The sequence below is a fragment of the Streptomyces sp. BRA346 genome (genome assembly GCF_052851135.1).
In genome coordinates this window covers 63,623-83,655 of the sequence record NZ_JAIWIH010000005.1, presented here as the reverse complement: position 1 = coordinate 83,655, position 20,033 = coordinate 63,623, and the positions used below count along the sequence as shown (strand labels likewise).

Sequence of the window (20,033 nt, the reverse complement as noted above, 5' to 3'; positions counted from 1 at the left end):
GCTCCCTCCACTCGTGACCACCAGGGTACGGGTACGCACCCGTACCCGTACCCGAATTCGGCAGATGTACCGAAGGCAGGCCAGGAAGGCCGCACGTGGGTCCGGGTCCGGGGGCGCCCCGGGGCGGAGCCCCGGTGGGGGGCCGGGGGCTTGCCCCCGGTTTCGGGAAGGGGCGGGGTGGAGAACAAGCCGCCCCCGCCCACCCGGCGTCCGGGGGACAGTGCGGCGTCAGCCGAGGAAATCCGCCGCCAGGCGTTCGGCGGCGCGCTCCAGGAGGGGGCCGGCCTCGGCGATGCAGCGGGTGGGGTCCGGTTCCAAGTCGGTCAGGGCGTACGCGCGGCGGATCCCCGCGCCACCCAGGGCGGCCGGGGAGAGGGCGAGTCGGCCGCAGACCGCGACCACGTCGATGCCCCGCGCCCGCGCCGCCGCCGCGACGCCCGCGGGGGCCTTGCCGTGCAGGGTCTGCTCGTCCAGCGAGCCCTCCCCCGTGATCACCAGGTCGGCCCCCTCCAGCGCGGCGGCGAACCCCAGGACGTCGAGCATCACGTCGATCCCGGGGCGGAACGCCGCGCCGAGGCCCAGCAGGGCGCCGAAGCCGATGCCGCCCGCGGCACCGGCGCCCGGCGCGGCCGCGTACTCGGCGGCACGCACCCCCACGGCCCGCTCCAGGACGCGGACGTACGTGGCGAGGGCGGCGTCCAGGGCCGCCACATCGGCCTCGCTCGCGCCCTTCTGCGGCCCGTACACCGCCGCCGCGCCCTTCGGCCCGGTCAGCGGGTTGTCGACGTCGCTGGCGAGCACGACCTCCGTCGCGGCGAGCCGTGGGTCCAGTCCGGACAGGTCCGCCGTGGCCAGTTCGCCCAGCGGGCCGCCGCCCGCGGCGACGGGCGTGCCGTCGCCGCGCAGGAAGCGCGCGCCGAGCGCGCTCAGCATTCCGGCGCCGCCGTCGGTCGTGGCGCTGCCGCCGACGCCGAAGACGATCGTGCGGGCGCCCGCGTCGAGCGCCGCCCGCAGCAGCTCGCCGCTGCCGTACGTGGTGGCGGTGAGCGGCGCGAAGACCCCGTCCGGGAGGTGCCGCAGCCCGGACGCCTCGGCCATCTCCACCACGGCCGTCCCGTCGCGCAGCGCGTACGCCGCGGTGACGGGGGTGCCCAGCGGCCCGGTCACCCGCGCCTCGCGCCGTTCGAACCCGGCCGCGACCGCCGCGTCCACCGTGCCGTCCCCGCCGTCGGCGACCGGCAGCGCGTCGACGCGGAGCAGATCGGCCGCGCCGGACCAGCCGCGCCGCAGCCCGGCCGTCACCCGTTCGGCGACCTCGACGGCCGTGAGCGAGCCCTTGAACTTGTCGGCGGCGATCAGCACCCGCGTCGGGGGCGTGGCCTGCCCCTGCGCCCACGTCTTCACTTCTGCCGTCACCCTGGTACCCCTTGCTTTTCGCTCAGGCGGTCGAAGCCGCCCCGACCTTATCCGCTGGGGCGGCCACCCGGTACACCCACATCATCCGGGTACACCTGACACATGGGCCACAGCGGCAGCGCACGCGCGACCCGGACCGCGGACCAGATCCTCGGCGGCTGGCTCGGCCGCGTCGCCGGGAACATGCTCGGCAAGCCCATCGAGCGCGGCGACGTCTGGACCCGCGACCGCATCGACCGCTATCTGCGCCGCGCCGACGCCCTCCCGCTCACCGACTACCTCCCCGCCCTGGAGCCGCCACCGGACCCGGTGGAGTTCGAGCTGCGCCCCGAGTGGCAGGAGTGCGTACGCGGCCGGATCCACGGCAGCGCACGGGACGACGACATCGACTACACCGTCCTCGGCCTGCACCTCCTGGAGACCCACGGCTTCGGCTTCACCACCGAGCAGGTGGGCGAGATGTGGCTGCTGCGGCTGCCGTACCTCCAGACGTTCACCGCCGAGCGGGCCGCGTACCGCAATCTGGCGGCGGGCGTGCGGCCGCCGCTCACCGCGACCGTCGACAACCCCTATCAGGAGTGGATCGGCGCCCTGATCCGCGCCGACATCCACGGCTGGGTCAACCCCGGCGATCCGCACCGCGCCGCCGCCATGGCCCGCCGCGACGCCGTGCTGTCCCACACCGGCAACGGGGTGTACGGGGCGATGTGGGCGGCCGCGCTGATCGCCGCCGCGTTCACGGCCGACGGCCCGCGTACGGCGGTCGAGGCCGCCCTCGACCGCATCCAGCCGCGCTGCCGCCTGGCCCGTACGGTCCGCCGCGCCGCGTCCCTGTACGACGCGGGCGTGGCCTGGCAGGACGCGCTGGACCAGCTGGAGCGCGAGACGAGCGGCCTGCCCTGGATCCACACCGTCCCGAACGCCGCCGTCCTCACCGCCGGGCTCCTCCACGGCGCGGGCGACTTCACCGCCACGATCACCCTGACGGTGCGCGGCGGCCTGGACACCGACTCCAACGGCGCCACCGCGGGCTCCGTCGCGGGCGTCCTGTGCGGCGCGGCCGCCATCCCGCCGCAGTGGACCGAGCCGCTGGAGGACCGGATCCGCAGCGCCGTCTTCGGCTTCGACGCCGCCCGCATCAGCGACCTCGCGGCCCGCACTCACCGTCTGGCGCTACGGCCTTCCGGGGCCGGCCGTCCCGGCTGACCGTGTGGTTTGGCCGCGCCACGCGCCCGGCGGAAGGGCGAGCCGACGAGGTCACCGGCGGCCCGGCGATTCCCGTCGTCTCCCCGTCGTGTCCCAGTCGGCCCCCAGCCAGCCGCCGTGGCTGCGCAGGAGGGCGATGAGGGCGGCGGTGACGCGGTCGTCCCACCAGTCCGCGCGTGCCTCCAGTTCGAAGCTGCTCGAGGGGCCGCGGCGGTAGTCGAGGACCACGCGCCAGCCCGCGCGCCACTTGGTGCGGCGCGGGGCCTGGGCGGCCTCGTCGGCCATGCCGCTCTGGACGGCGCCGGCGACGACGATGACGGCCTGGAGGGGCAGGGTCAGCCACCACACGAGCCACCAGAAGAGCCGGCCCTTCACACCGACAGCTCGCCGCGCCCCGGTCTGCCGGACGGTCCAGCGGGTGCGGAGTCCGCGCTTCATGGCCGGGTGGCGGGTGATGACGGCCAGGGACTCACCCGCGGCGCCCAGCACCTCGTACGTGGCCGGACCGCCCTTCCGCGCCGAGGTGGTGGCCACCGTCGCGAACACGCGCTCGCGACGGGAATCGGCCCAGAGGATGAAGGCGCGGGTGCCGTCCTTGCGGGCGGCGAGGTACTCGTCCAAGCCGCCGCCGGACGGGTCCTGCCACTCGGGGAAGGCCAGCGGCGTCTCGGTGCGGTGGTGCGCGGTGCGCTCGCCGGACGTCCATATCGTGTGGGCCACGCACCCCTCCGGCCCGCCCTCGTCCGGGGTCGACCCGCCCAGCCGTAGGAACTTCCTCATCCGTGTTCTCCCCGTCCGCGGCGATGATCTTACGCCCGACCGGACCCTACCGTTCCGGTTAAGGGCGCTCGCCTCCAGTTGAGGGCGCTCGCCCTTGCCCGCACCCGTCAGTCGTTCGCCAGGTCCCACGCGTTGCCCAGCCAGCTGTCGTGGGAGCCGAGGAGGGCGACGAGGGCGGCGGTGACGCGGTCGTCCCACCAGTCCTCGAGGACCTCCAGCTCGAAGGCGCCGACGCCGTTCTGGAAGTCGAGCACCACCCGGCCGTCGACGCGCCACTTGGTGCGGCGCGGGGTGCGGGCGATGTCGCCGCCGCCGATGATGCTGCCGATCGCGATGGCCAGCTGGATGGGCGAGATCAGCCACCACACGAACCACCAGAAGGCCCGCCCCTTCAGCCCGACCGCGGTCGGCGCGCCCGCCTGCTGGACGGTCCAGCGGGTGCGGATCCGGCCGCCCTTCATGGCCGGATCGCGGGTGATGAGGGCGAGGGGCTCATGGGCTGCGCCCAGCACCTCGTACGTGGCCGCGCCGCCCTTGACCGCCGACTTTGTCACGACGTGCGCGAACACCTGCTGCCGGTACTGATCGGCCCAGAGGGTGAAGGCGCGGGTGCCGTCCTTGCGGGCGGTGCGGTAGGCCTTCGGGTCGCCGCCGGGCGGGTCGCGGCGCTCGGGGAAGGCGAGGGGGCCGAAGGCGCGGTCGGGCTGGGGGGCTGTGTCGGAGATCCGTATCTCCCGGGTGGCGCGCCCGTCCTGCGGTGGTTGTTCCCCCTTGCCCAGGGTGGGTTCGCTCAGCCATAGGAACCGGCCCATCGTGCACTCTCCCCGTCACGCCGTGTTCGACCTGGTGCCGGAGCGGACTCTATCGGTCCGGATCAACGCGCTCGCCGCCGCCCGCACGCCGTGCGTAGGCTCGCCGCATGAGCAGCGAGACGACGCGGCGGCCCCTCGTCGCGATCCTCAGCGGGGCGGGCATCTCGACGGATTCCGGCATCCCCGACTACCGCGGCCCGCAGGGGCTGTGGCGGCGCGATCCCGAGGCCGAGAAGCTCGTGACGTACGACTACTACATGACCGACCCGGACATCCGGCGCCGCTCCTGGCAGATGCGCCGGGAGAGCAAGGCGCTGCACGCCTGGCCGAACGGCGCGCACGAGGCCGTGGCGCGGCTGGAGCGGTCGGGGATCCCGGTGCGCGTGATCACGCAGAACGTGGACGGGCTGCACCAGCTGGCCGGGATGCCCGAGCGCAAGGTGCTCGAACTGCACGGCACCGCGCGCGTCGTGCAGTGCACCCACTGCGAGGAGCGCTCCGGGATGGACGAGGCGCTGGAGCGGGTCGCGGCGGGCGAGGCGGACCCGGCGTGCCGGGAGTGCGGCGGGATCCTGAAGTCGGCGACGGTGATGTTCGGGCAGGGTCTGGACCCGGAGGTGCTGACCGAGGCGGTCGCGGTGGCGCGGGCGTGCCAGGTCTTCATCGCGGTCGGCACCAGCCTCCAGGTGCAGCCCGCGGCGTCGCTCGCCGGGATGGCGGCCGAGAGCGGTGCCCGGCTGATCATCGTCAACGCCGAGCCGACGCCGTACGACGAACTCGCGGACGAGGTCGTCCGCGAGCCCATCGGTACGGCGCTGCCCGCGCTGCTGGAGCGGATCGCCGAGGGGGTCTGACCCCCGCGGTCGCCCTCAGCGGCGGGTGATCACCGGCTCCCACGCCCCGCGGCCCTCGGACGCCCGGAAGCCGGTGAGCGGGACGGTGGTACGGCCCTCCGGATCGGTCAGCACCAGCCGCTCGTAGCGGTCGTCGGTGCAGTCGTCGCCGCAGTCCTCCCAGCGCAGCAGCCGGCCGTCGCTGGTCCAGGCGAGCGGGGACCCGGTGAACCCGTCGCCGACCGTGCGGTGGGTGCGTGCGTCCTTCACCTCGCCCGTCCGCCCGTCGCCGGTGGCGTAGTAGCGGCCGTCCGGCGAGCGGCCCAGGTCCAGCGTGCCCGCGCCCTCATACGGCGGGGTGGGGGCCGGTCGGCCCTGGAGGTCGTAATAGGCCAGGTAGCCGTGCGTCGGGGCCGGGTCGGCCAGCCGCGTGCCGTCCCGGCTCCACCGGATGTCGGTGCGGCCTCCGAGGGAGGCGGGCAGTGGGCGGTAGCGATTGTCGCCGGTTTCGATGTCGATCACGTAGTAGCCGGTCCTGCGGGGCGCGGTCCCGCGGTTGGCCGGGGTCGCTTCGACGTCCGGATCGCCGCTGTACGTGGTCACCGCCAGCCGCGTGCCGTCGGGGGACCACGACACCCCACCCGCCTCGTGGTCCAGCGGAATCCACTGGACGACCTTGCCGGTCCTCAGGTCGAGGATCCCGACGCGGGACGTGGGCAGCGTCTTCTCCAGGACGGCCGCGGCCTTCATGCCGGGAACCACGTCCAGATCGCCCCAGGGTGTCTTCGCGTACCGCTGCTTCCCGGTGTCGTACAGGTACCAGTCGTAGGTGAGCCGCTCGGACCCGCCGCCCTTCTCCGGCGTCCCGCCCGTCCGGTACGCCGACACCGCGAGATCACCGGCGGCGATCAGGTGGCGCGGCGGCGACTCGTCCGGGTGCGCGAGTACGCGGTCGGGGCGCGGCTCGTAGGCCGGACCCGAGAGATGGAGGTTCTGGGGCTCCTCCATCATCGGCACCACCACCGCCGCACCGCCCGCCAGCAGGGCGAGCACCGCGGCGCCCGTCGCCGTGGCGGTACGGCGGCGGCTGCGGCGGCGCAGCGCGCGGCTCGCCAGATCGCGCCCCGCCGGGGCCGACGTCTCCTCGGACCATTCCCGAAGGGTGTCCCTCAGCAGCTGATCGGGGTTCACTGGCGCGCCTCCACGGGTGAGTTGCCGACGCCCAGGCCGCACGCTGCGGCGGGGTCCAGCTCGGGCACGAGGGTGCGCAACCGGGCCAGGGCGCGGTGTGTCGTACTGCGGACCGTCCCCACCGAGCAGCCGAGCAGCTCGGCCACGTCACGCTCCGGGCAGTCCTCGAAATAGCGCAGCACCAGCATGGCCCGCTGACGGGCGGTCAGCCGGGCCAGCGCCCGCCGCACCAGGATCCGCAGCTCCGCCGCGCCGGTGCCGTCCTCGCGGGCCGGGGTGTCCGGAAGCTCGGCCACGGTGGTCTCGCGGCGCGAGCGCAGCAGCCGCCACAGGCTGACCTGCTGGCGGTAGAGCACCTGCCGTACGTACGCCTCGGGGCTCTCCAGCCGCTTCCAGCGCCCGGCCGTCTTCGCCAGGGCGGTCTGGAGCAGGTCCTCGGCGGCGTGGGTGTCGCCGCCGCTGAGCAGGGTGGCGGAGCGCATCAGCGCGGGCGAGCGGGCCGCGACGAACGCGCGGAAACTCCGCTCTTCCTCGTCATCCATGGTTCCCCGTGATCGGTCGTCTGTCGGTGGTCGGTCACCTCCTTGGACGTGTGCGGGGCCGCGCCGCTATGCCGTGTCGCGGGAAAAGTCGCGGGAAAAGTCGCGGGAAAGGTCGCGGGAAAGGTCGCGGGAAAACGTGCGGGCCTCGAAGTCCAGCAGCCGCCGCTTGCGGTCCGGGCCGCCGCCGTAGCCGGTGAGGCTGCCCGAGGAGCCGACGACGCGGTGGCAGGGGACGATGATGCCGACCGGGTTCTTGCCGTTGGCCAGGCCCACGGCGCGGGAGGCGGTGGGCTGCCCGATGCGGTCGGCGAGTTGGCCGTACGTCCAGGTCTCGCCGTACGGGATGCGGCGCAGCTCGTCCCAGACGCGCCGCTGGAAGGGCGTGCCGTCGAGGTGGAGCGGCAGGTCGAACGCGGTCAGCTCGCCCGCGAAGTAGGCGGCCAGCTGGCGGATGGCGGCGGCGAAGGGGGCGTCGTCGGGGTCGCCGGGGGCGCCGAAGGTCTCCTCGGGCGGGCGGTGGCGCTGCTCGGTCATGTAGAGGCCGGACAGTGCAGCGCCGGTGGCCACCAGGGTGAGCGGGCCGTACGGGCTGTCGACGGTGGTGTGGGTGCGGGTCACGGGTGGATTCTCCTGGTTCGGGCGGGCCTGGCGCAGGCGGTTCAGGCGGGCAGGCGGTTGATGGCGTGGCCGCCGTCGGTGGCCCAGAGGTACTGGACGGCGTACGCGCGCCAGGGCCGCCAGCGCGCGGAAGTCCGGGTGAGGGCGCCGGGCGTGGCGGGCAGCCCCAGCTCGGTGGCGGCCTTGCGGACGCCGAGATCGGTGGCGAGGAAGGCGTCCGGGTCGCCGAGGCCGCGCATCGCGATGACCTCGACGGTCCAGGGCCCGAGCCCGGGCAGGGCGCCGAGGCCCGCCCGGGCCGCGTCCCAGTCGCTGCCGACGCCGAGCGCGACCCGCCCCCCGGCGAGCGCGTCGACCAGCCCGGTGAGCGTGGCGCGGCGGGCGCGCGGCATGGCCAGCGCCTCGGGGTCCAGCGCGGCGAGGGCCCCGGCGGTCGGGAAGAGGTGGGTGAGCCCGCCGCCGGGGTCGGTGACCGGGTCGCCGTGCGCGGTCACCAGCCGAGCCGCGAGGGTGCGGGCCGCGGCCGTGGACACCTGCTGCCCGAGGACCGCCCGCACCGCGAACTCCTCCGCGTCCGCCGCCCCCGGCACCCGCCGCCCCGGCGCCTTGTCGACCAGCGGCTGGAGCTGGTGGTCGGTGCGCAGCAGGTCGTCCACGGCGGCCGGGTCGGCGTCCAGGTCGAGCAGCCGCCGGCAGCGGCTGATCGCCCCGGACAGATCCCGCAGGTCGGCCAGGGACAGCTGGCAGGCGATGTGGTCGGGGCGCGGGGCGAGGGCGACGACCCCGGGCCCGTACGGCAGCCGCAGGGTGCGCCGGTACGCCCCGTCGCGCCACTCCTCCACCCCGGGTACGGCGGTGGCGGCGAGGTGGCCGAAGAGGTTGTCCGGGCACAGCGGCGCCCGGAACGGCAGCCGCAGCGTCAGCACCCCCGGCACGGCGGGCCGCGGCCCGCGCCCGGCGCGCTGCCGCAGCTCGGTCGGGGAGAGCGCGAACACCTCCCGTACGGTCTCGTTGAACGCCCGGATGCTGGCGAACCCGGCCGCGAACGCGATGTCCGCCATCGGCAGCCCGCTGGTCTCGATCAGCAGCCGCGCGGTCTGCGCCCGCTGCGCCCGGGCCAGCGCGAGCGGCCCGGCGCCCAGCTCGGCCAGCAGCTGCCGCTCGATCTGCCGGGTGCTGTAGCCGAGCCGGGCGGCCAGCCCCGGCACGCCCTCCCGGTCGACCACCCCGTCGGCGATCAGCCGCATGGCGCGGGCGACGAGGTCGGCCCGCTCGTTCCACTGCGGCGATCCGGGGCTGGCGTCGGGGCGGCACCGCTTGCAGGCCCGGTACCCGGCCTGCTGGGCGGCCGCGGCGCTCGGGTAGAACCGCATGTTCTCGGGCTTGGGACCGACGACCGGACAGCTCGGACGGCAGTAGATGCGGGTGGTGACGACGGCGATGAAGAACCATCCGTCGAAGCGGGCGTCCTTGGCCCGTGCGGCCCTGAGGCACCGGTCGGTATCGGTGTACATGGCTCCAGCATCGGCCACCGCGCGCCCCCGGGCTCGCGGGAATCCGACATCGACGTCCGAGCGCGGCCACCGCTGGGCAACCGGCTCCCCTTCCGGGGATTTTGCGACGAAACAGCAGACCGGAGGCCTGACGATCGGCATGATGAAGGGGTGACGGAACACCGAGAGATACCCCTGGCAGACGGCACGTCCGTACGGCTGGAACTCGCCCCCGTGGGAGACGCCTCCCTCACGGATACCTACGGCGGCGTGGGGGGCGTGACCCCGGTCGGGCGCGGGACGCGGGCCGCGGCCGCGCTCGCCGACGCCGGTCTCGGCGTCGTCCTCCAGGGTCTCGGCTCGGTGCTCCAGGACGTGCACGACGCGGTCCGCTCGGCGCCCCACCCGCCGCAGGAGTTCACCGTGCAGTTCGGGGTGCAGGTGGGCCAGGACCTCAAGCTCGGCATCGTGGGAGCGAACGGGAACGCCAGCCTCACCATTTCGGCCACCTGGCGGCCGGACCAGACGCCCCCGGACCAGCGCCCGCCGGACCAGCCCCCACCGGGCGGGCCCACGCCCCCGCAACAGCCGCCGCAGCAGCCCCCGTTGCCCGGCCCCACGGGCTGAGCCATGGGCTGGTTCCACCCGCGCGGGTCCGCGCCACGGCCCGCCGTGTCCATCCTGGCCAAGGACGACGGAAGACCGGCGGGCGCGGGGGTCTTGCTGCCCCGCCAGCACCTGCTGACCTGTGCCCATGTGGTCAACAGCGCCCTCGGCAAGGACATGCTGGCCCCGGACCACCCGGGGGCGGTCGCCGTTTCGGTTCGGATCCACGGGCCGGAGCACACCGTCGAGGCCGATGCCGAGCTGACGGCCTGGATCCCGCCCCGGAGGGACGACGGCGGCCTCGGCGCCTTCGAGTGGAACGGCGACCTGGCCGTACTGCGGCTGGCCGGGGCGCTGCCGCCCGCGTTCGAGCCGCCGCGCTGGCACCCCATGGCCCGGCGGCAGTTCGTCCGCGCCTGGCACGGCAGCGGCGAGCCCGGGGTCTTCGCCGACGCCGAAGTGAGCGCATGCGACGGGCGGTTCGGCTACTTCGACGGGGCCGAACGCACCCTGGACATCGAACCCGCCTACAGCGGCGGCCCGCTGTGGTCGAACGAGGAGAGCGCCGTCGTCGGGCTCGTGACGGCGAAGCTGCGCGTCCGGGGCGAGCTGCGGCGCGCCTGGGGCATTCCCTGGCAGCGGGTGGCGCGGGAGCTGCGGAGCGCCGGAGTGGACCACCTCCTCCCCCGGCCCGACGAGGACGTACGCGACCACCCGGGCTACGCGGAACTGACCACCCTGCTGGACGGGCGGCTGTCACTGACCGACGGCTGGGTGCGGTACTGCCGCGCGGTCGCCCGCCAGTGCGGCCTGGACCACCGCGCGGACGGCGCGCCCTCCGCCGACGAGTTCGCCCGGCTGCTGCTCACCCGGGGGCGCGCCCTCCCGGCGCTGGTCGAGGCCGTGCGCCCGACGGCGGGGCCGATCGCCGACGAACTCCTCGTCCTGGGGCGCCGCTACGGTCTGCCCAAGCTGCTCACCCCGGGCGAGCACGGGGCGCTGCTGCGGCACCTGCGTGCCCTGCCCCCGGCCGCGGCCGCCGGTGTCCCCGGGGCCGTACGGGCGGCGCTGTCGCTGGCGGCACCCCTGCCCGGCGCGCTCCTGGCCGGATTCGGCGCCGACGTCCCCCAGGACGGCCACGAGGGGAACGGCAACGGGCGCTTCGAGGCGCTGATCGCCCATCTGGAGGGCCTGTACGGCGACAGCACACCGACCGAGGACGGCCGCCTGGCCGTCCCGGGGCTGCTGCGCGCCGTGGAGTTCGTGGCCGCGGGCTGCTCCCCGACGGCGGAGCAGCAGGCCGAGCTGTGGCAGTGGAACGAGGCCGTGGCCCGCCGTCTCGGCATCCATGACGCGGCGTTGAAGGACCGCCGCCACGACGCCAAGCAGTGGGCCCGGGGCGCGTCCCGGGGCTCCGCGCCGCCCCGGGTCGTGGCGAAGCTGTCGTCACTGTCGTCGCTGTCGTCGCTGTCGTCCTGCGGGAGCGCGGCGGTAACGGACCCGGGAGAACAGCCGGAGCGCTACCGGCTGCGGCTGTGGTGCGACGACGGGGACGGGCTGCGCCAGGTGTCGGACGACAGCGAGCGGCCGCGCAGCGCGGAAGAGGCCGCCCAGGAAATCCTGGACGCGGTCGGTTCGCTGCGCAGACCGGACCCGGCGGGCCCGCGCTTCGTCATCGAACTGATCGTGGACCGGGATGCCCTGGAGGTGCCCGCCGACTCCTGGAGACCGGCCGGGGCGGGGGCACTGCTCCCCGTACCGCTCGGCGCCCCGTATCCGCTGGTCGTCAACTGCCCCGAGCTGCGGGAGCTGAACGGGGAAGCGATGCTCGACCAGTGGCGGGAGCGCTGGGCCCGGCTGGACTCCGAGGAGCCGGTGCACATCGACGACGCCACGGCCCCCGACCCGGAGGCGGTGTGCGGTCTGCTCATGGAGCGGCTCACCGCCCATGTCACGGTCGATGTCGCGGCCCACCGGCGGGCGGAGGTCGTCCAGATGTGTCTGGCGGCGGGCGTTCCGGTGGTCCTGTGGGACCGCAGCGGACAGCCGGGGTCCCCGGCAGTACGGCACACGACCGAGGTGCGGGCGCGGGAACTGCCCGAGGCGATACGGATGTACCGCACGAAGACCCTCCAGCGGCCTGCCGAGTACCCCGGGCGGCCGGTCCTCGCGTGGGCCGACGCCGGGCGGGCGCTGCCCCGGCTGGACCTCGTGGACCCCACGGAGTGACGGTGAGAGGCGCGCGATGTCCGCTGACGCGGACCGAAAGGGAGGATCCCCGATGAACGCACGGGAACAGCACGGCGGCTGGCGGCTGTTCCGGGGGGACGGCGTACCCCGGCAGGTGGAGATGCCGCCCGCCCCGCCGTGGCGCCGCTTCGACGGCGCTGCGGGTGACCCGGATCCAGCGGCTTCCGACGCCGCCCGCCCGTCGCCGTATCTGATCTCGCCCGAGCACGCGGACGTGGTCAACGCGGCCCTGCATCTGCGCCGCCCGCTCCTCGTCACCGGCAGCCCGGGCACCGGCAAGTCGTCCCTCGCGCGGGCGATCGCGCACGAACTGGGGCTGGGCGAGGTGCTGCGCTGGCCCGTCAACAGCCGGTCCACCGTGCAGGACGCGCTCTACCGTTACGACGCGATCGGGCGGCTGCGCGAGACGACCCTGATGCGGGACCGCGGCGAGGCCGAACCCGACATCGGCAGCTTCGTGCGGCTCGGCCCGCTGGGCACCGCTCTGGTACCGGACGACCGGCCCCGGGTGCTGCTCGTCGACGAACTCGACAAGGGCGATGTCGATCTGCCGAACGACCTGCTGACCGTCTTCGAGGAGGGCGAGTTCGAGATCCCCGAGCTGGCCCGGCTGCCGGAGGAGCAGTCGGTGGTGGAGGTGCTCACCGAGCGGGCGGGCGAACGCGCCACGGTACGACGGGGGCGGCTGGCCTGCGAGGAGTTCCCCGTCGTGGTGATCACCAGCAACGGCGAGCGCGACTTCCCGCCCGCCTTCCTCCGCCGCTGCGTACGGCTGGAGCTGCCCACCCCCGACGAGGAGCGGCTGCGGGCGATCGTCACCGCGCATCTGGGCGAGGAGGCGCTGGAGGAGGTCGATCAGCTCCTGGAGGTCTTCCTGCGGCGGCGCGCGGCGCGCGAGCTGGCCACCGACCAGCTGCTGAACGCCGTGTTCCTGCGGTCGGGCGGGGTGGACGTGACGGCGCAGGAGCTGCTGGAAGCGGTGCTGCACCGGCTGGGCGGGGCGGTGTGACGCATGGCCCAAGGGGGCGGCGACCAGGGGCGGTCGGAACGGCTTGAACGGCTCGACGAGGCGATCACGGTCCTCGCGTCCGGCGGCGCGTATCTGTCGCGGGAAGAGCTGCTCGACGCCCTCTGGCTGGCCGGGCGGCTGCCCGAGCGTGACGCCGCGGGGGCGCCCCTGGAGCGCGCGGCGGCGCGCACCGGGCTGCCCCTGCCCGCCGCGCGCCCCGCCACCCCGGCCGCGCCCGCCTCCCCCGCCGTACGGCCCGCCCCGGCGAGCGTTCCGCCCCCGCCGCCGAAACGAGAGGCACCTCCGCGTCCTGCCCCTGCGCGCCAGGAACCGGCCCCGGACCGTCGCCCCGCCGCCCGCGCACCGCACGGCCTCTACGGCGGCGGCCACACGCCCGGCGCTCCCGCTACGGACGCCGAGTCGCCCGGCGCGGGGCGCGGGCTGCCGCTGCGTGTGCCCGAGGACAAGGCGCTGCGCCAGGAACTCTCCATCGGCCGTGCCCTGCGCCCGCTCAAGCAGCACCGCCCCAACCCGCTGAAGCGGGAGTTCGACGAGGTCGCCACCGCGGCGGCGCTCGCCGAGACCGGTCTGCCGGACGTGGTCACCCGCCCCGCCCGCGAGCGCTGGCTCGACCTCGCGCTCGTCGTCGACGACGGCACGTCGATGCTGCTGTGGCGGCGACTGGCCGTCGAGCTGCGCACGGTGCTGCAACGCTCGGGCGCCTTCCGCGTCGTACGGGTGCTCGGCCTGCACACGCGCGGCCGCGACGCCCCCGCGCTGCGGACCCGGCCCTACGACCCGGACGCGCCCCACCTCCCCACCACGGCGCTGTCGGACCCGTCCGGGCACACGCTGGTGCTGGTGGTGAGCGACGGGGTCGGGGCAGCGTGGCGCGACGGGCGGATGGGCCAGGTGCTGGCGCGCTGGGCGGGGGTGGGGCCCACCGCGGTCGTGCACGCCCTGCCGCCCCGGCTGTGGGACAGCTCCGGGATCCGGACGCGGCGCTGGCAGGTAAGGACCCGCAGGCCCGGCTCGGCCAACGCGGACTGGTCGGTCGCCGATCCGGTGCTGCCCACCGCCCTGGCCCGGTTCGACGGGGTGCCCGTGCCCGTACTGGAACCGGAGGCCGGGCCGCTGGCGGACTGGGCGCGGCTGATCGCCTCCGCGAGCGGCACGGCCGTCCTGCCGCTGCTCGCCCCGCCGCGCGGCGCTCCCGCCGCCACCCGCCCGGCCTCATCCCCTTCCCCTTCTCCGGCCGATGAGCTGGGCCGGGTCCAGCTGTTCCGGGACGCGGCGTCCCCGGAGGCGTACCGGCTGGCGGCCCATCTGTCGGCGGTCGCCCCGCTGCCGGTGCCGGTGATGCGGATGGTGCAGAAGGCGGTGGACGGGCGGTCCGACACCGGTCGGCTGGCCGAGGTGTTCCTCGGCGGGCTGATGCGCCCGGTCGAGCCGCCCGCCTCGGCGGGCCCCGACCCGCTGCCGCCCGAACACCGGCCCTTCGCCTTCACCGACGCCGCCCAGCAGGCGCTGCTGGGCGCGGTGCCGCTGGCCGAACTCGTCGCGACGAGCCGCACCATCGGCCGCCGCCTGGAGGAACTCGCGGGCCGCTCCCCCGACTTCCCGGCCTGGCTCGCCCACACGGCGGGCACCGACCGCCTCCCACCCGGCGCCCGGCCCTTCAGCACCGTGGAACGACGGCTCGCGGCCCGCCTGGGGGCGCCGCCGCAGCCGGCGGCGTTCGTGTCCGGTACGGCGGCGCAGCCGTGGCGCCGCCTGCTGCCCGGCGATCCCCGGACGATCGGCCCGTACCGCCTGACGATGGCCGGTCCGCCGGGAGCGCGGCTCATCCCCTATCTGGGCCAGGACGCCTACGGCACGGAGGCCGTCGTCCAGATCGCCCACCAGGCACGATGGCAGAATCCCGCCGAGCTTCTGGCCGTTGAGGCGGAGGCGCTGCGCCGGATGGACGGGCGCTACGTCCGCCGTCTGCTGCGCGAGGGGCTAGACGATGACGTTCCGTGGCTCGCGGAGGAGCCCCTCGTCGGCGAGAGGCTGGACGACGTCCTCCAACGCGACGCCGAGCGATGGGACGGGCATGCCGCCCTCGCGCTCGCCCGCAAGGTGGTGGACGCGGTGCGCCTGTGCGGGGACGCGGACATGACGCACGGCGATCTCACCACGAGCACGGTGCATGTCGCCGGTGAGGACATCCTTCTGACCGGCTGGTCGTCAGCCAGTATCGATGATGTGCCGTCCCCGGCGGCCGCCGGGAGACGGCACCCCGTGGACATGGTCGGCGCGCTGGGAGACATCCTGCTGTGCCTCGGCGGCGGGGGGCGCTCGCATCGACGCGGCCATGACGTCTACGACATGCCACGCTGGGACGGCGCGGTCTGGGAACCCCTCCGCTCCCTGGTCATGGCCTGCCTGGAGAGACGCGGCCGCCCTACCGCGGGCTACGTCTGGGGATTCGTCACGTACTTCCAGCCGGACACCGGCGCGCGGAGGGCGCGCGGCCGGCTCCTCGCGCCCGGCAACGTCTGCTCGCTCTGCTCCTCCCCTCTGGCGGTGGACGACCGTTACTGCGGCGGGTGCGGCGTGGACCTGGCCACGACACCGCCGCAGTCGCCGCCCTCCGTCCAGGAGGCCGAACCGGGCAGCGGCCTGCCGTCGTTCGGGGAGTACCAGGCCCACCACAGGCTCGGCGGCAGCGCGGGGTACGACGTCTACCACGCCCGTAGGGGACGCGGCTCCGGCGATGTGGTGATCCGCACCGCCCCGAACGCCACGCGGCAACTGCGGGCCGAGGTGGAGGCGCTGCGGCGGATGGCGGGGCACTACGCACCACGGTGGATCGCCGACGCGACCCATCTCGCCCCGCCCTGGATCGTGACGGAGTTCGTCGGCCTCCCCGACGGCTCCCCGGCCCCGCCGCTGTCCTCGTTCCTGACCGGCGGCACACCCCGGCTGGACGCCGTCCATGCCGCCACGATCGGTCTGCGCCTCGCCGAGGCGGTGAACATGTGCGGGCTCAAGGGCATCGTGCTGCGGAAGCTGACGCCGGACAGCGTGCTCGTCGTGGACGGTACGGTGAAGCTGACCGGCTGGACGGACGTGGCCCTCGACGGCCTCGGCCCGAAGGCTCCCACCCCCGCGGACAACGTCTACGCCCTGGGCGAGATCCTCCGCGCCCTGTGCGACGCCCAGCCGACCGCCCAGCTCGACCAGACGGGGGCGCTGTGGCGCGAACCCCGACTGCTGGCGATCATCAGCGCCTGTCTGAGCGGCCGTCCCGAGCGGCGCCCGACGGCGGGTCAGGTGGCGGATGTCTTCGTGCAGTGTCTGCCGTCCGCGCCGACCGCCGTCCACGACGGCGAGTACGCGTACGTCCTCCCCCCGGACGAACCCCTCCCCGGCCCCCAGGTGCCGATGCCGGAACAGCCCGAACAGCCCGCGCCCGCCCGCACCGCCCGGCCCCGCCGACTGGCCTCCCTCTTCCGCTTCGGCGGAAAGGGCGGAAAGGCGCAGCGACAGCGCAAACTCGACCTCATCCGTACACCGCTGACGTCCACCCACCGCATCATGGTGATCGGCCACCTGGTGGAGGTCGGGCGAAGGGCGACGACGCTCGTGCTCGGCTCGATCCTCGCGAGCGAACGCGAGGACAAGGTCATCGCGTTCGAGGCGAGCCCGTTCCGTAACCATCCGGCTCGCACCACGCGGACCCCGTCCGGGCTTGAGGTCCTCGCCGGGATCTCCACACCGAGTGACCTCACAACCCCGACAGGCCCGGCCACCACCGAGGATCGCCGCCGCGTCATAGCCGACCTGAGCAGCCGCTACGCGGTCATCCTTGCCGACCTCGGTACGTTCGACAACGACAGACGGGAAATCCTCGACCTCGCCGACCAGCTGATCTTCGTCACCACCACATCCGTGGAGCACAGGTGGAGTGTGCACGAGGTCTTGGACAAGCTGGACGACGAGGGTCACGCGGAGCTGGTGCGCGACGCCATCACCGTGGTCAAGAGGTCGTCCGAGACCGAGGCCCGGACGGACGACGAGCTGGCGGAGGGGTTCCGGAACCGGTGCCGTGGCGTGGTGGTCGTGCCGTACGACGACTACGTGGCCACCCCTGGCGACATCGACCTCGACCGGCTCGCCCCCAAGACCCTCGACGCGTACGTCGACCTTGCCGCGCTGGTCGCGGAACGGTTCCCCGGGGCCGGGCAATAGCGGCCCCGCGGAGGGCCTATCCTCTACGCCATGTCGTCCGCCGATCTGATCCGCATCGTCTCCCGTTCCTCGCCCATGGCCCTCGCCCAGGTCGAGCGGGTTCGCACCGAGCTGGCCGCGCTGCGGCCCGGTATCCGGACGGAGGTCGTGCCGGTCACCACCTCCGGCGACCGCTGGATGGGTGATCTGTCGAAGCTGGGCGGGAAGGGCGCGTTCACCAAGGAGGTGGACGCCGCGCTGCTGGCGGGCGAGGCGGATCTCGCGGTGCACTGCATCAAGGACGTGCCCGCCGACCGGCCGCTGCCCGCGGGCACGGTCTTCGCGGCCTACCTCAAGCGGGACGACATCCGGGACGCGGTGATCCACCCCGAGGGGCTGACGCTGGACCAGATGCCGGAGGGGACCCGGATCGGCACCTCGTCCGTGCGGCGCGTCGCCCAACTGGCCGTCACTCACCCGCATGTGGAGTGCGTTCCGATGCGCGGCAACGCCAACCGGCGGCTGGAGAAGATGGCGGCGGGCGACTGCGACGCGCTGATGCTGGCCGTCTCGGGTCTGGAGCGGATCGACCGCACCGACGTGATCAGCGAAATCCTTCCCGTGGAGACGATGTGCCCGCCGATCGGCGCCGGGGTGCTCGGGCTCCAGTGCCGGGAGGACGACACCACCACGATCGAGGCGGTCGCCGGGCTCGGTGACGCCGACGTGTGGAAGGAAATCACCGCCGAGCGGATGCTGCTGCACGTGCTCCAGGGGCACTGCAACTCCCCCATCGCGGGCTACGCCAAGGCCGAGCGGGACGGGCGGCTGTCGCTGCGCGCCCGGGTCTTCAGCCCGGACGGCAAGACGGTGCTGGACGCGCACGAGTGGGCGGGCCCGCTGGACCCGGCCACCCTGGGGACGTCGGTCGCGGTGGCCCTGCTGCGGCAGGGCGCGCGCGAGGTCATCGACACCATCCCGCACTAATTTCCGGCTACATGCCCGGAGAGTCGTCCGATCGACCGAATTTCCTCACTTTATGATCTGACGTGCTTATTGAGGCACGCACCGAAGGTCATGGCGGACCGGGTCACGACTGGGCAGCCTTGGAGGCGCTTTCAGCGGACTCGTACCATCCGACCTCCGGGAGGAAGACGGACATGACACTGCGACGCACACTCTTCGGCGCCGCCCTCGCGTTCGGCCTGGCGGCCCTCACCCCGCTCACGGCCGAGGCCGCGTCCGGGCAGAGCGCGAGCTACGGAAATCTGCCCAACGAGGGCCGCTACCCCGAGCAGACCGCGTGCGCGGGCCACTACATCCAGCCGAAGATGCCCGGCGGGGCGACGAAGAAGGCGGTGTACCAGGGCCGCACCGTCACCCTGAAGTACTTCTCCAACTCCGGCTGCGGCTCGTACGCCCGCATCGAGAACGCCCCGCAGGGCTGCGCGGCGCACAGCAACCGGCTCGACGGCTCCAAGATCGTGTGGGTGCTGGAGACGGTCGACCCGGGCAGCACCTCCGCGAACACCAAGGTGCTCAACAACCCCGACGGGCGCCAGAGCCGGGCCGTCCTCATCTGCGACAACCAGACCCTGGCCTCGACCGCCTGGTACTAGGCCGCGGCACACGCTACCCGGCGGGTCCCCGCTACCGTCCCCGCAGCCGCCGCCACACCGCGCGGGCCGCGTGGTGGCCCGACATGCCGTGGACGCCGGGGCCCGGCGGGGTGGCGGAGGAGCAGAGGAAGACCGCGGGGTGGGGCGTGGCGTAGGGGACGCGGGCGAGCCGGGGGCGGATGACGGCCTGGAGTCCCTCGAAGGCGCCGCAGGCGATGTCGCCGTCGATGTAGTTGGCGTTGCGGGCGGCGAGTTCGGGGGGTCCGGCCGTCGCACGGGCCAGCACCAGATCGCGGAAGCCGGGGGCGAAGCGGTCGAGCTGGCGCTCGATGGCGTCGGTGAGGTCGCCGGTCCAGCCGCTGGGGGCGTGGCCGTAGACCCAGAAGGTGTGCTTGCCCTCGGGGGCGCGGGTCGGGTCGATCAGGCTGGGCTGGGCGGAGATCAGGAACGGGGCGGCCGGGGGTCGGCCGTCGAAGGCGGAGCGCAGGGCGGTGCCGATCTCGCCCGCGGTCGGGCCGATGTGGACGGTCCCGGCGCGGCGGGCCTCCGGCGCGGTCCACGGCATCGGGCCGTCCAGCGCGTAGTCGATCTTGAAGGCGCTGGGCCCGTAGTGGTAGCGGCGGTACGCGTTGCCAAGACCCGCGATCCGGGCCAGGGCGCGCGGTGAGGTGTCGAAGACGTACGCGCGGGCCGGGGGCAGCTCGTCGAGCCGCTTGACCTCCGTGCCGGTGTGGATGACCCCGCCCTGTTCGCGCAGGTACGAGCCGAGCGCGTCCGCGATCGCCTGGGAGCCGCCGCGCGGCATCGGCCAGCCGACCTCATGGGCCGCGATCGCGAAGATGAGGGCCGGACCGGCGGTGGTCGGAGCGCTGGTGGGCGCGATGGCGTGGCCCGCGAGCCCGGCGAGTATGGCGCGTGCCTTCTCGCCGCGGAAGCGGCGGCCGAGAAGCGAGACCGGCAGGAGGGCGTTCAGCCCGAAGCGGGCCCAGGTCAGCGGGTCGCGCGGGACGCCGTCCCACTGGGCGCGCAGCACATCGGGGGCGAACGTGGCCCAGTTGCCGAGGTAGGGCGCCATGAGACGGCGGTACGCACCCGCGTCACGCGGGCCCAGCGACCGGGCGGTCTCGCCGACCGAGCGGGCCAGCACCGCGGCGCTGCCGTCCGGGAACGGGTGGGCGAGCGGCAGTTCGGGGTGCAGCCACTCCAGCCCGTGGCGGCCGAGCGGCATCCGGTCGAAGGCCGGGGAGCCGACGGCGAGGGGGTGCACGGCGGAGCAGGGGTCGTGCCGGAAGCCGGGCAGGGTCAGCTCTTCGGTGCGGGAGCCGCCGCCGATCGCGTCGGCGGCCTCGAAGATCTCCACCGCGCAGCCGCGGCGGGCGAGTTCGACCGCCGCGGTCAGCCCGTTCGGCCCGGCACCCACCACTACCGCGTCGAGCATCGACG

The 20,033-nt window shown here is 74.6% G+C and carries 16 protein-coding genes; 8 read left to right on the top strand and 8 right to left on the bottom strand.

What is annotated here, in order from left to right:
- Positions 1-228: 228 nt before the first annotated feature.
- Entirely contained in the window at positions 229-1,362 is a 1,134-nt protein-coding gene (locus LCH29_RS07225; protein WP_446461274.1) for a glycerate kinase, read from the bottom strand.
- Positions 1,363-1,518: 156 nt separating this feature from the next.
- Here LCH29_RS07225 and LCH29_RS07220 point away from each other — a divergent pair, with 156 nt between their 5' ends.
- On the top strand, positions 1,519-2,622 hold the full coding sequence (locus LCH29_RS07220) for an ADP-ribosylglycohydrolase family protein (RefSeq protein WP_446460860.1): 1,104 nt from the start codon (positions 1,519-1,521) through the stop codon (positions 2,620-2,622).
- Positions 2,623-2,673: 51 nt separating this feature from the next.
- Here the strand turns inward: LCH29_RS07220 and LCH29_RS07215 are convergent, their stop codons facing one another.
- Both LCH29_RS07215 and LCH29_RS07210 read right to left on the bottom strand, forming a co-directional pair.
- Positions 2,674-3,402 (bottom strand): hypothetical protein, encoded by a 729-nt coding sequence (locus LCH29_RS07215; RefSeq protein WP_446460859.1) that lies wholly within the window; start codon positions 3,400-3,402, stop codon positions 2,674-2,676.
- Between the two features lie 107 nt (positions 3,403-3,509).
- On the bottom strand, positions 3,510-4,214 hold the full coding sequence (locus LCH29_RS07210) for a hypothetical protein (RefSeq protein ID WP_446460858.1): 705 nt from the start codon (positions 4,212-4,214) through the stop codon (positions 3,510-3,512).
- Between the two features lie 107 nt (positions 4,215-4,321).
- Here LCH29_RS07210 and LCH29_RS07205 point away from each other — a divergent pair, with 107 nt between their 5' ends.
- Positions 4,322-5,068 (top strand): SIR2 family NAD-dependent protein deacylase, encoded by a 747-nt coding sequence (locus LCH29_RS07205; RefSeq protein ID WP_446460857.1) that lies wholly within the window; start codon positions 4,322-4,324, stop codon positions 5,066-5,068.
- A 15-nt stretch (positions 5,069-5,083) separates the two neighbouring features.
- Here LCH29_RS07205 and LCH29_RS07200 read toward each other — a convergent pair whose 3' ends face one another.
- The 4 genes from LCH29_RS07200 to LCH29_RS07185 all read right to left on the bottom strand — a co-directional run bounded on the left by LCH29_RS07200 (position 5,084) and on the right by LCH29_RS07185 (position 8,912).
- Positions 5,084-6,238: a WD40 repeat domain-containing protein gene (locus tag LCH29_RS07200; protein WP_446460856.1), complete on the bottom strand. Its 1,155-nt coding sequence runs from the start codon at positions 6,236-6,238 to the stop codon at positions 5,084-5,086.
- Positions 6,235-6,780, bottom strand: a complete 546-nt coding sequence (locus LCH29_RS07195) for a SigE family RNA polymerase sigma factor (RefSeq protein ID WP_446460855.1) — start codon at positions 6,778-6,780, stop codon at positions 6,235-6,237. Before LCH29_RS07195 ends, LCH29_RS07200 begins: the two co-directional genes overlap by 4 nt.
- 66 nt (positions 6,781-6,846) lie before the next feature.
- Entirely contained in the window at positions 6,847-7,398 is a 552-nt protein-coding gene (locus tag LCH29_RS07190; protein WP_446460854.1) for a methylated-DNA--[protein]-cysteine S-methyltransferase, read from the bottom strand.
- Positions 7,399-7,439: 41 nt separating this feature from the next.
- Complete coding sequence (locus LCH29_RS07185) at positions 7,440-8,912, bottom strand: AlkA N-terminal domain-containing protein (RefSeq protein ID WP_446460853.1); 1,473 nt, start codon at positions 8,910-8,912, stop codon at positions 7,440-7,442.
- Positions 8,913-9,062: 150 nt separating this feature from the next.
- Between LCH29_RS07185 and LCH29_RS07180 the strand changes: the two genes are divergently transcribed.
- The 6 genes from LCH29_RS07180 to LCH29_RS07155 all read left to right on the top strand — a co-directional run bounded on the left by LCH29_RS07180 (position 9,063) and on the right by LCH29_RS07155 (position 18,590).
- Positions 9,063-9,518, top strand: coding sequence for a CU044_2847 family protein (locus tag LCH29_RS07180; RefSeq protein ID WP_446460852.1), 456 nt, complete (start codon positions 9,063-9,065; stop codon positions 9,516-9,518).
- Positions 9,519-9,521: 3 nt separating this feature from the next.
- The gene (locus LCH29_RS07175; protein ID WP_446460851.1) at positions 9,522-11,726 is read left to right on the top strand and encodes a VMAP-C domain-containing protein; all 2,205 of its coding nucleotides are present in this window, start codon (positions 9,522-9,524) and stop codon (positions 11,724-11,726) included.
- Positions 11,727-11,778: 52 nt separating this feature from the next.
- Positions 11,779-12,756, top strand: coding sequence for an AAA family ATPase (locus LCH29_RS07170; protein WP_446460850.1), 978 nt, complete (start codon positions 11,779-11,781; stop codon positions 12,754-12,756).
- A gap of 3 nt (positions 12,757-12,759) precedes the next feature.
- Positions 12,760-16,992: an SAV_2336 N-terminal domain-related protein gene (locus LCH29_RS07165; protein WP_446460849.1), complete on the top strand. Its 4,233-nt coding sequence runs from the start codon at positions 12,760-12,762 to the stop codon at positions 16,990-16,992.
- A 30-nt stretch (positions 16,993-17,022) separates the two neighbouring features.
- Positions 17,023-17,958, top strand: coding sequence for a hydroxymethylbilane synthase (gene hemC, locus LCH29_RS07160; protein ID WP_446460848.1), 936 nt, complete (start codon positions 17,023-17,025; stop codon positions 17,956-17,958).
- Between the two features lie 173 nt (positions 17,959-18,131).
- A complete protein-coding gene (locus LCH29_RS07155) occupies positions 18,132-18,590 on the top strand; it encodes a hypothetical protein (RefSeq protein WP_446460847.1) in 459 nt (152 codons plus the stop codon).
- A 31-nt stretch (positions 18,591-18,621) separates the two neighbouring features.
- On the opposite strand, the gene LCH29_RS07150 is transcribed toward LCH29_RS07155, so the two are convergent.
- A complete protein-coding gene (locus LCH29_RS07150; RefSeq protein WP_446461273.1) occupies positions 18,622-20,028 on the bottom strand; it encodes a phytoene desaturase family protein in 1,407 nt (468 codons plus the stop codon).
- Between the last annotated feature and the right edge of the window lie 5 nt (positions 20,029-20,033).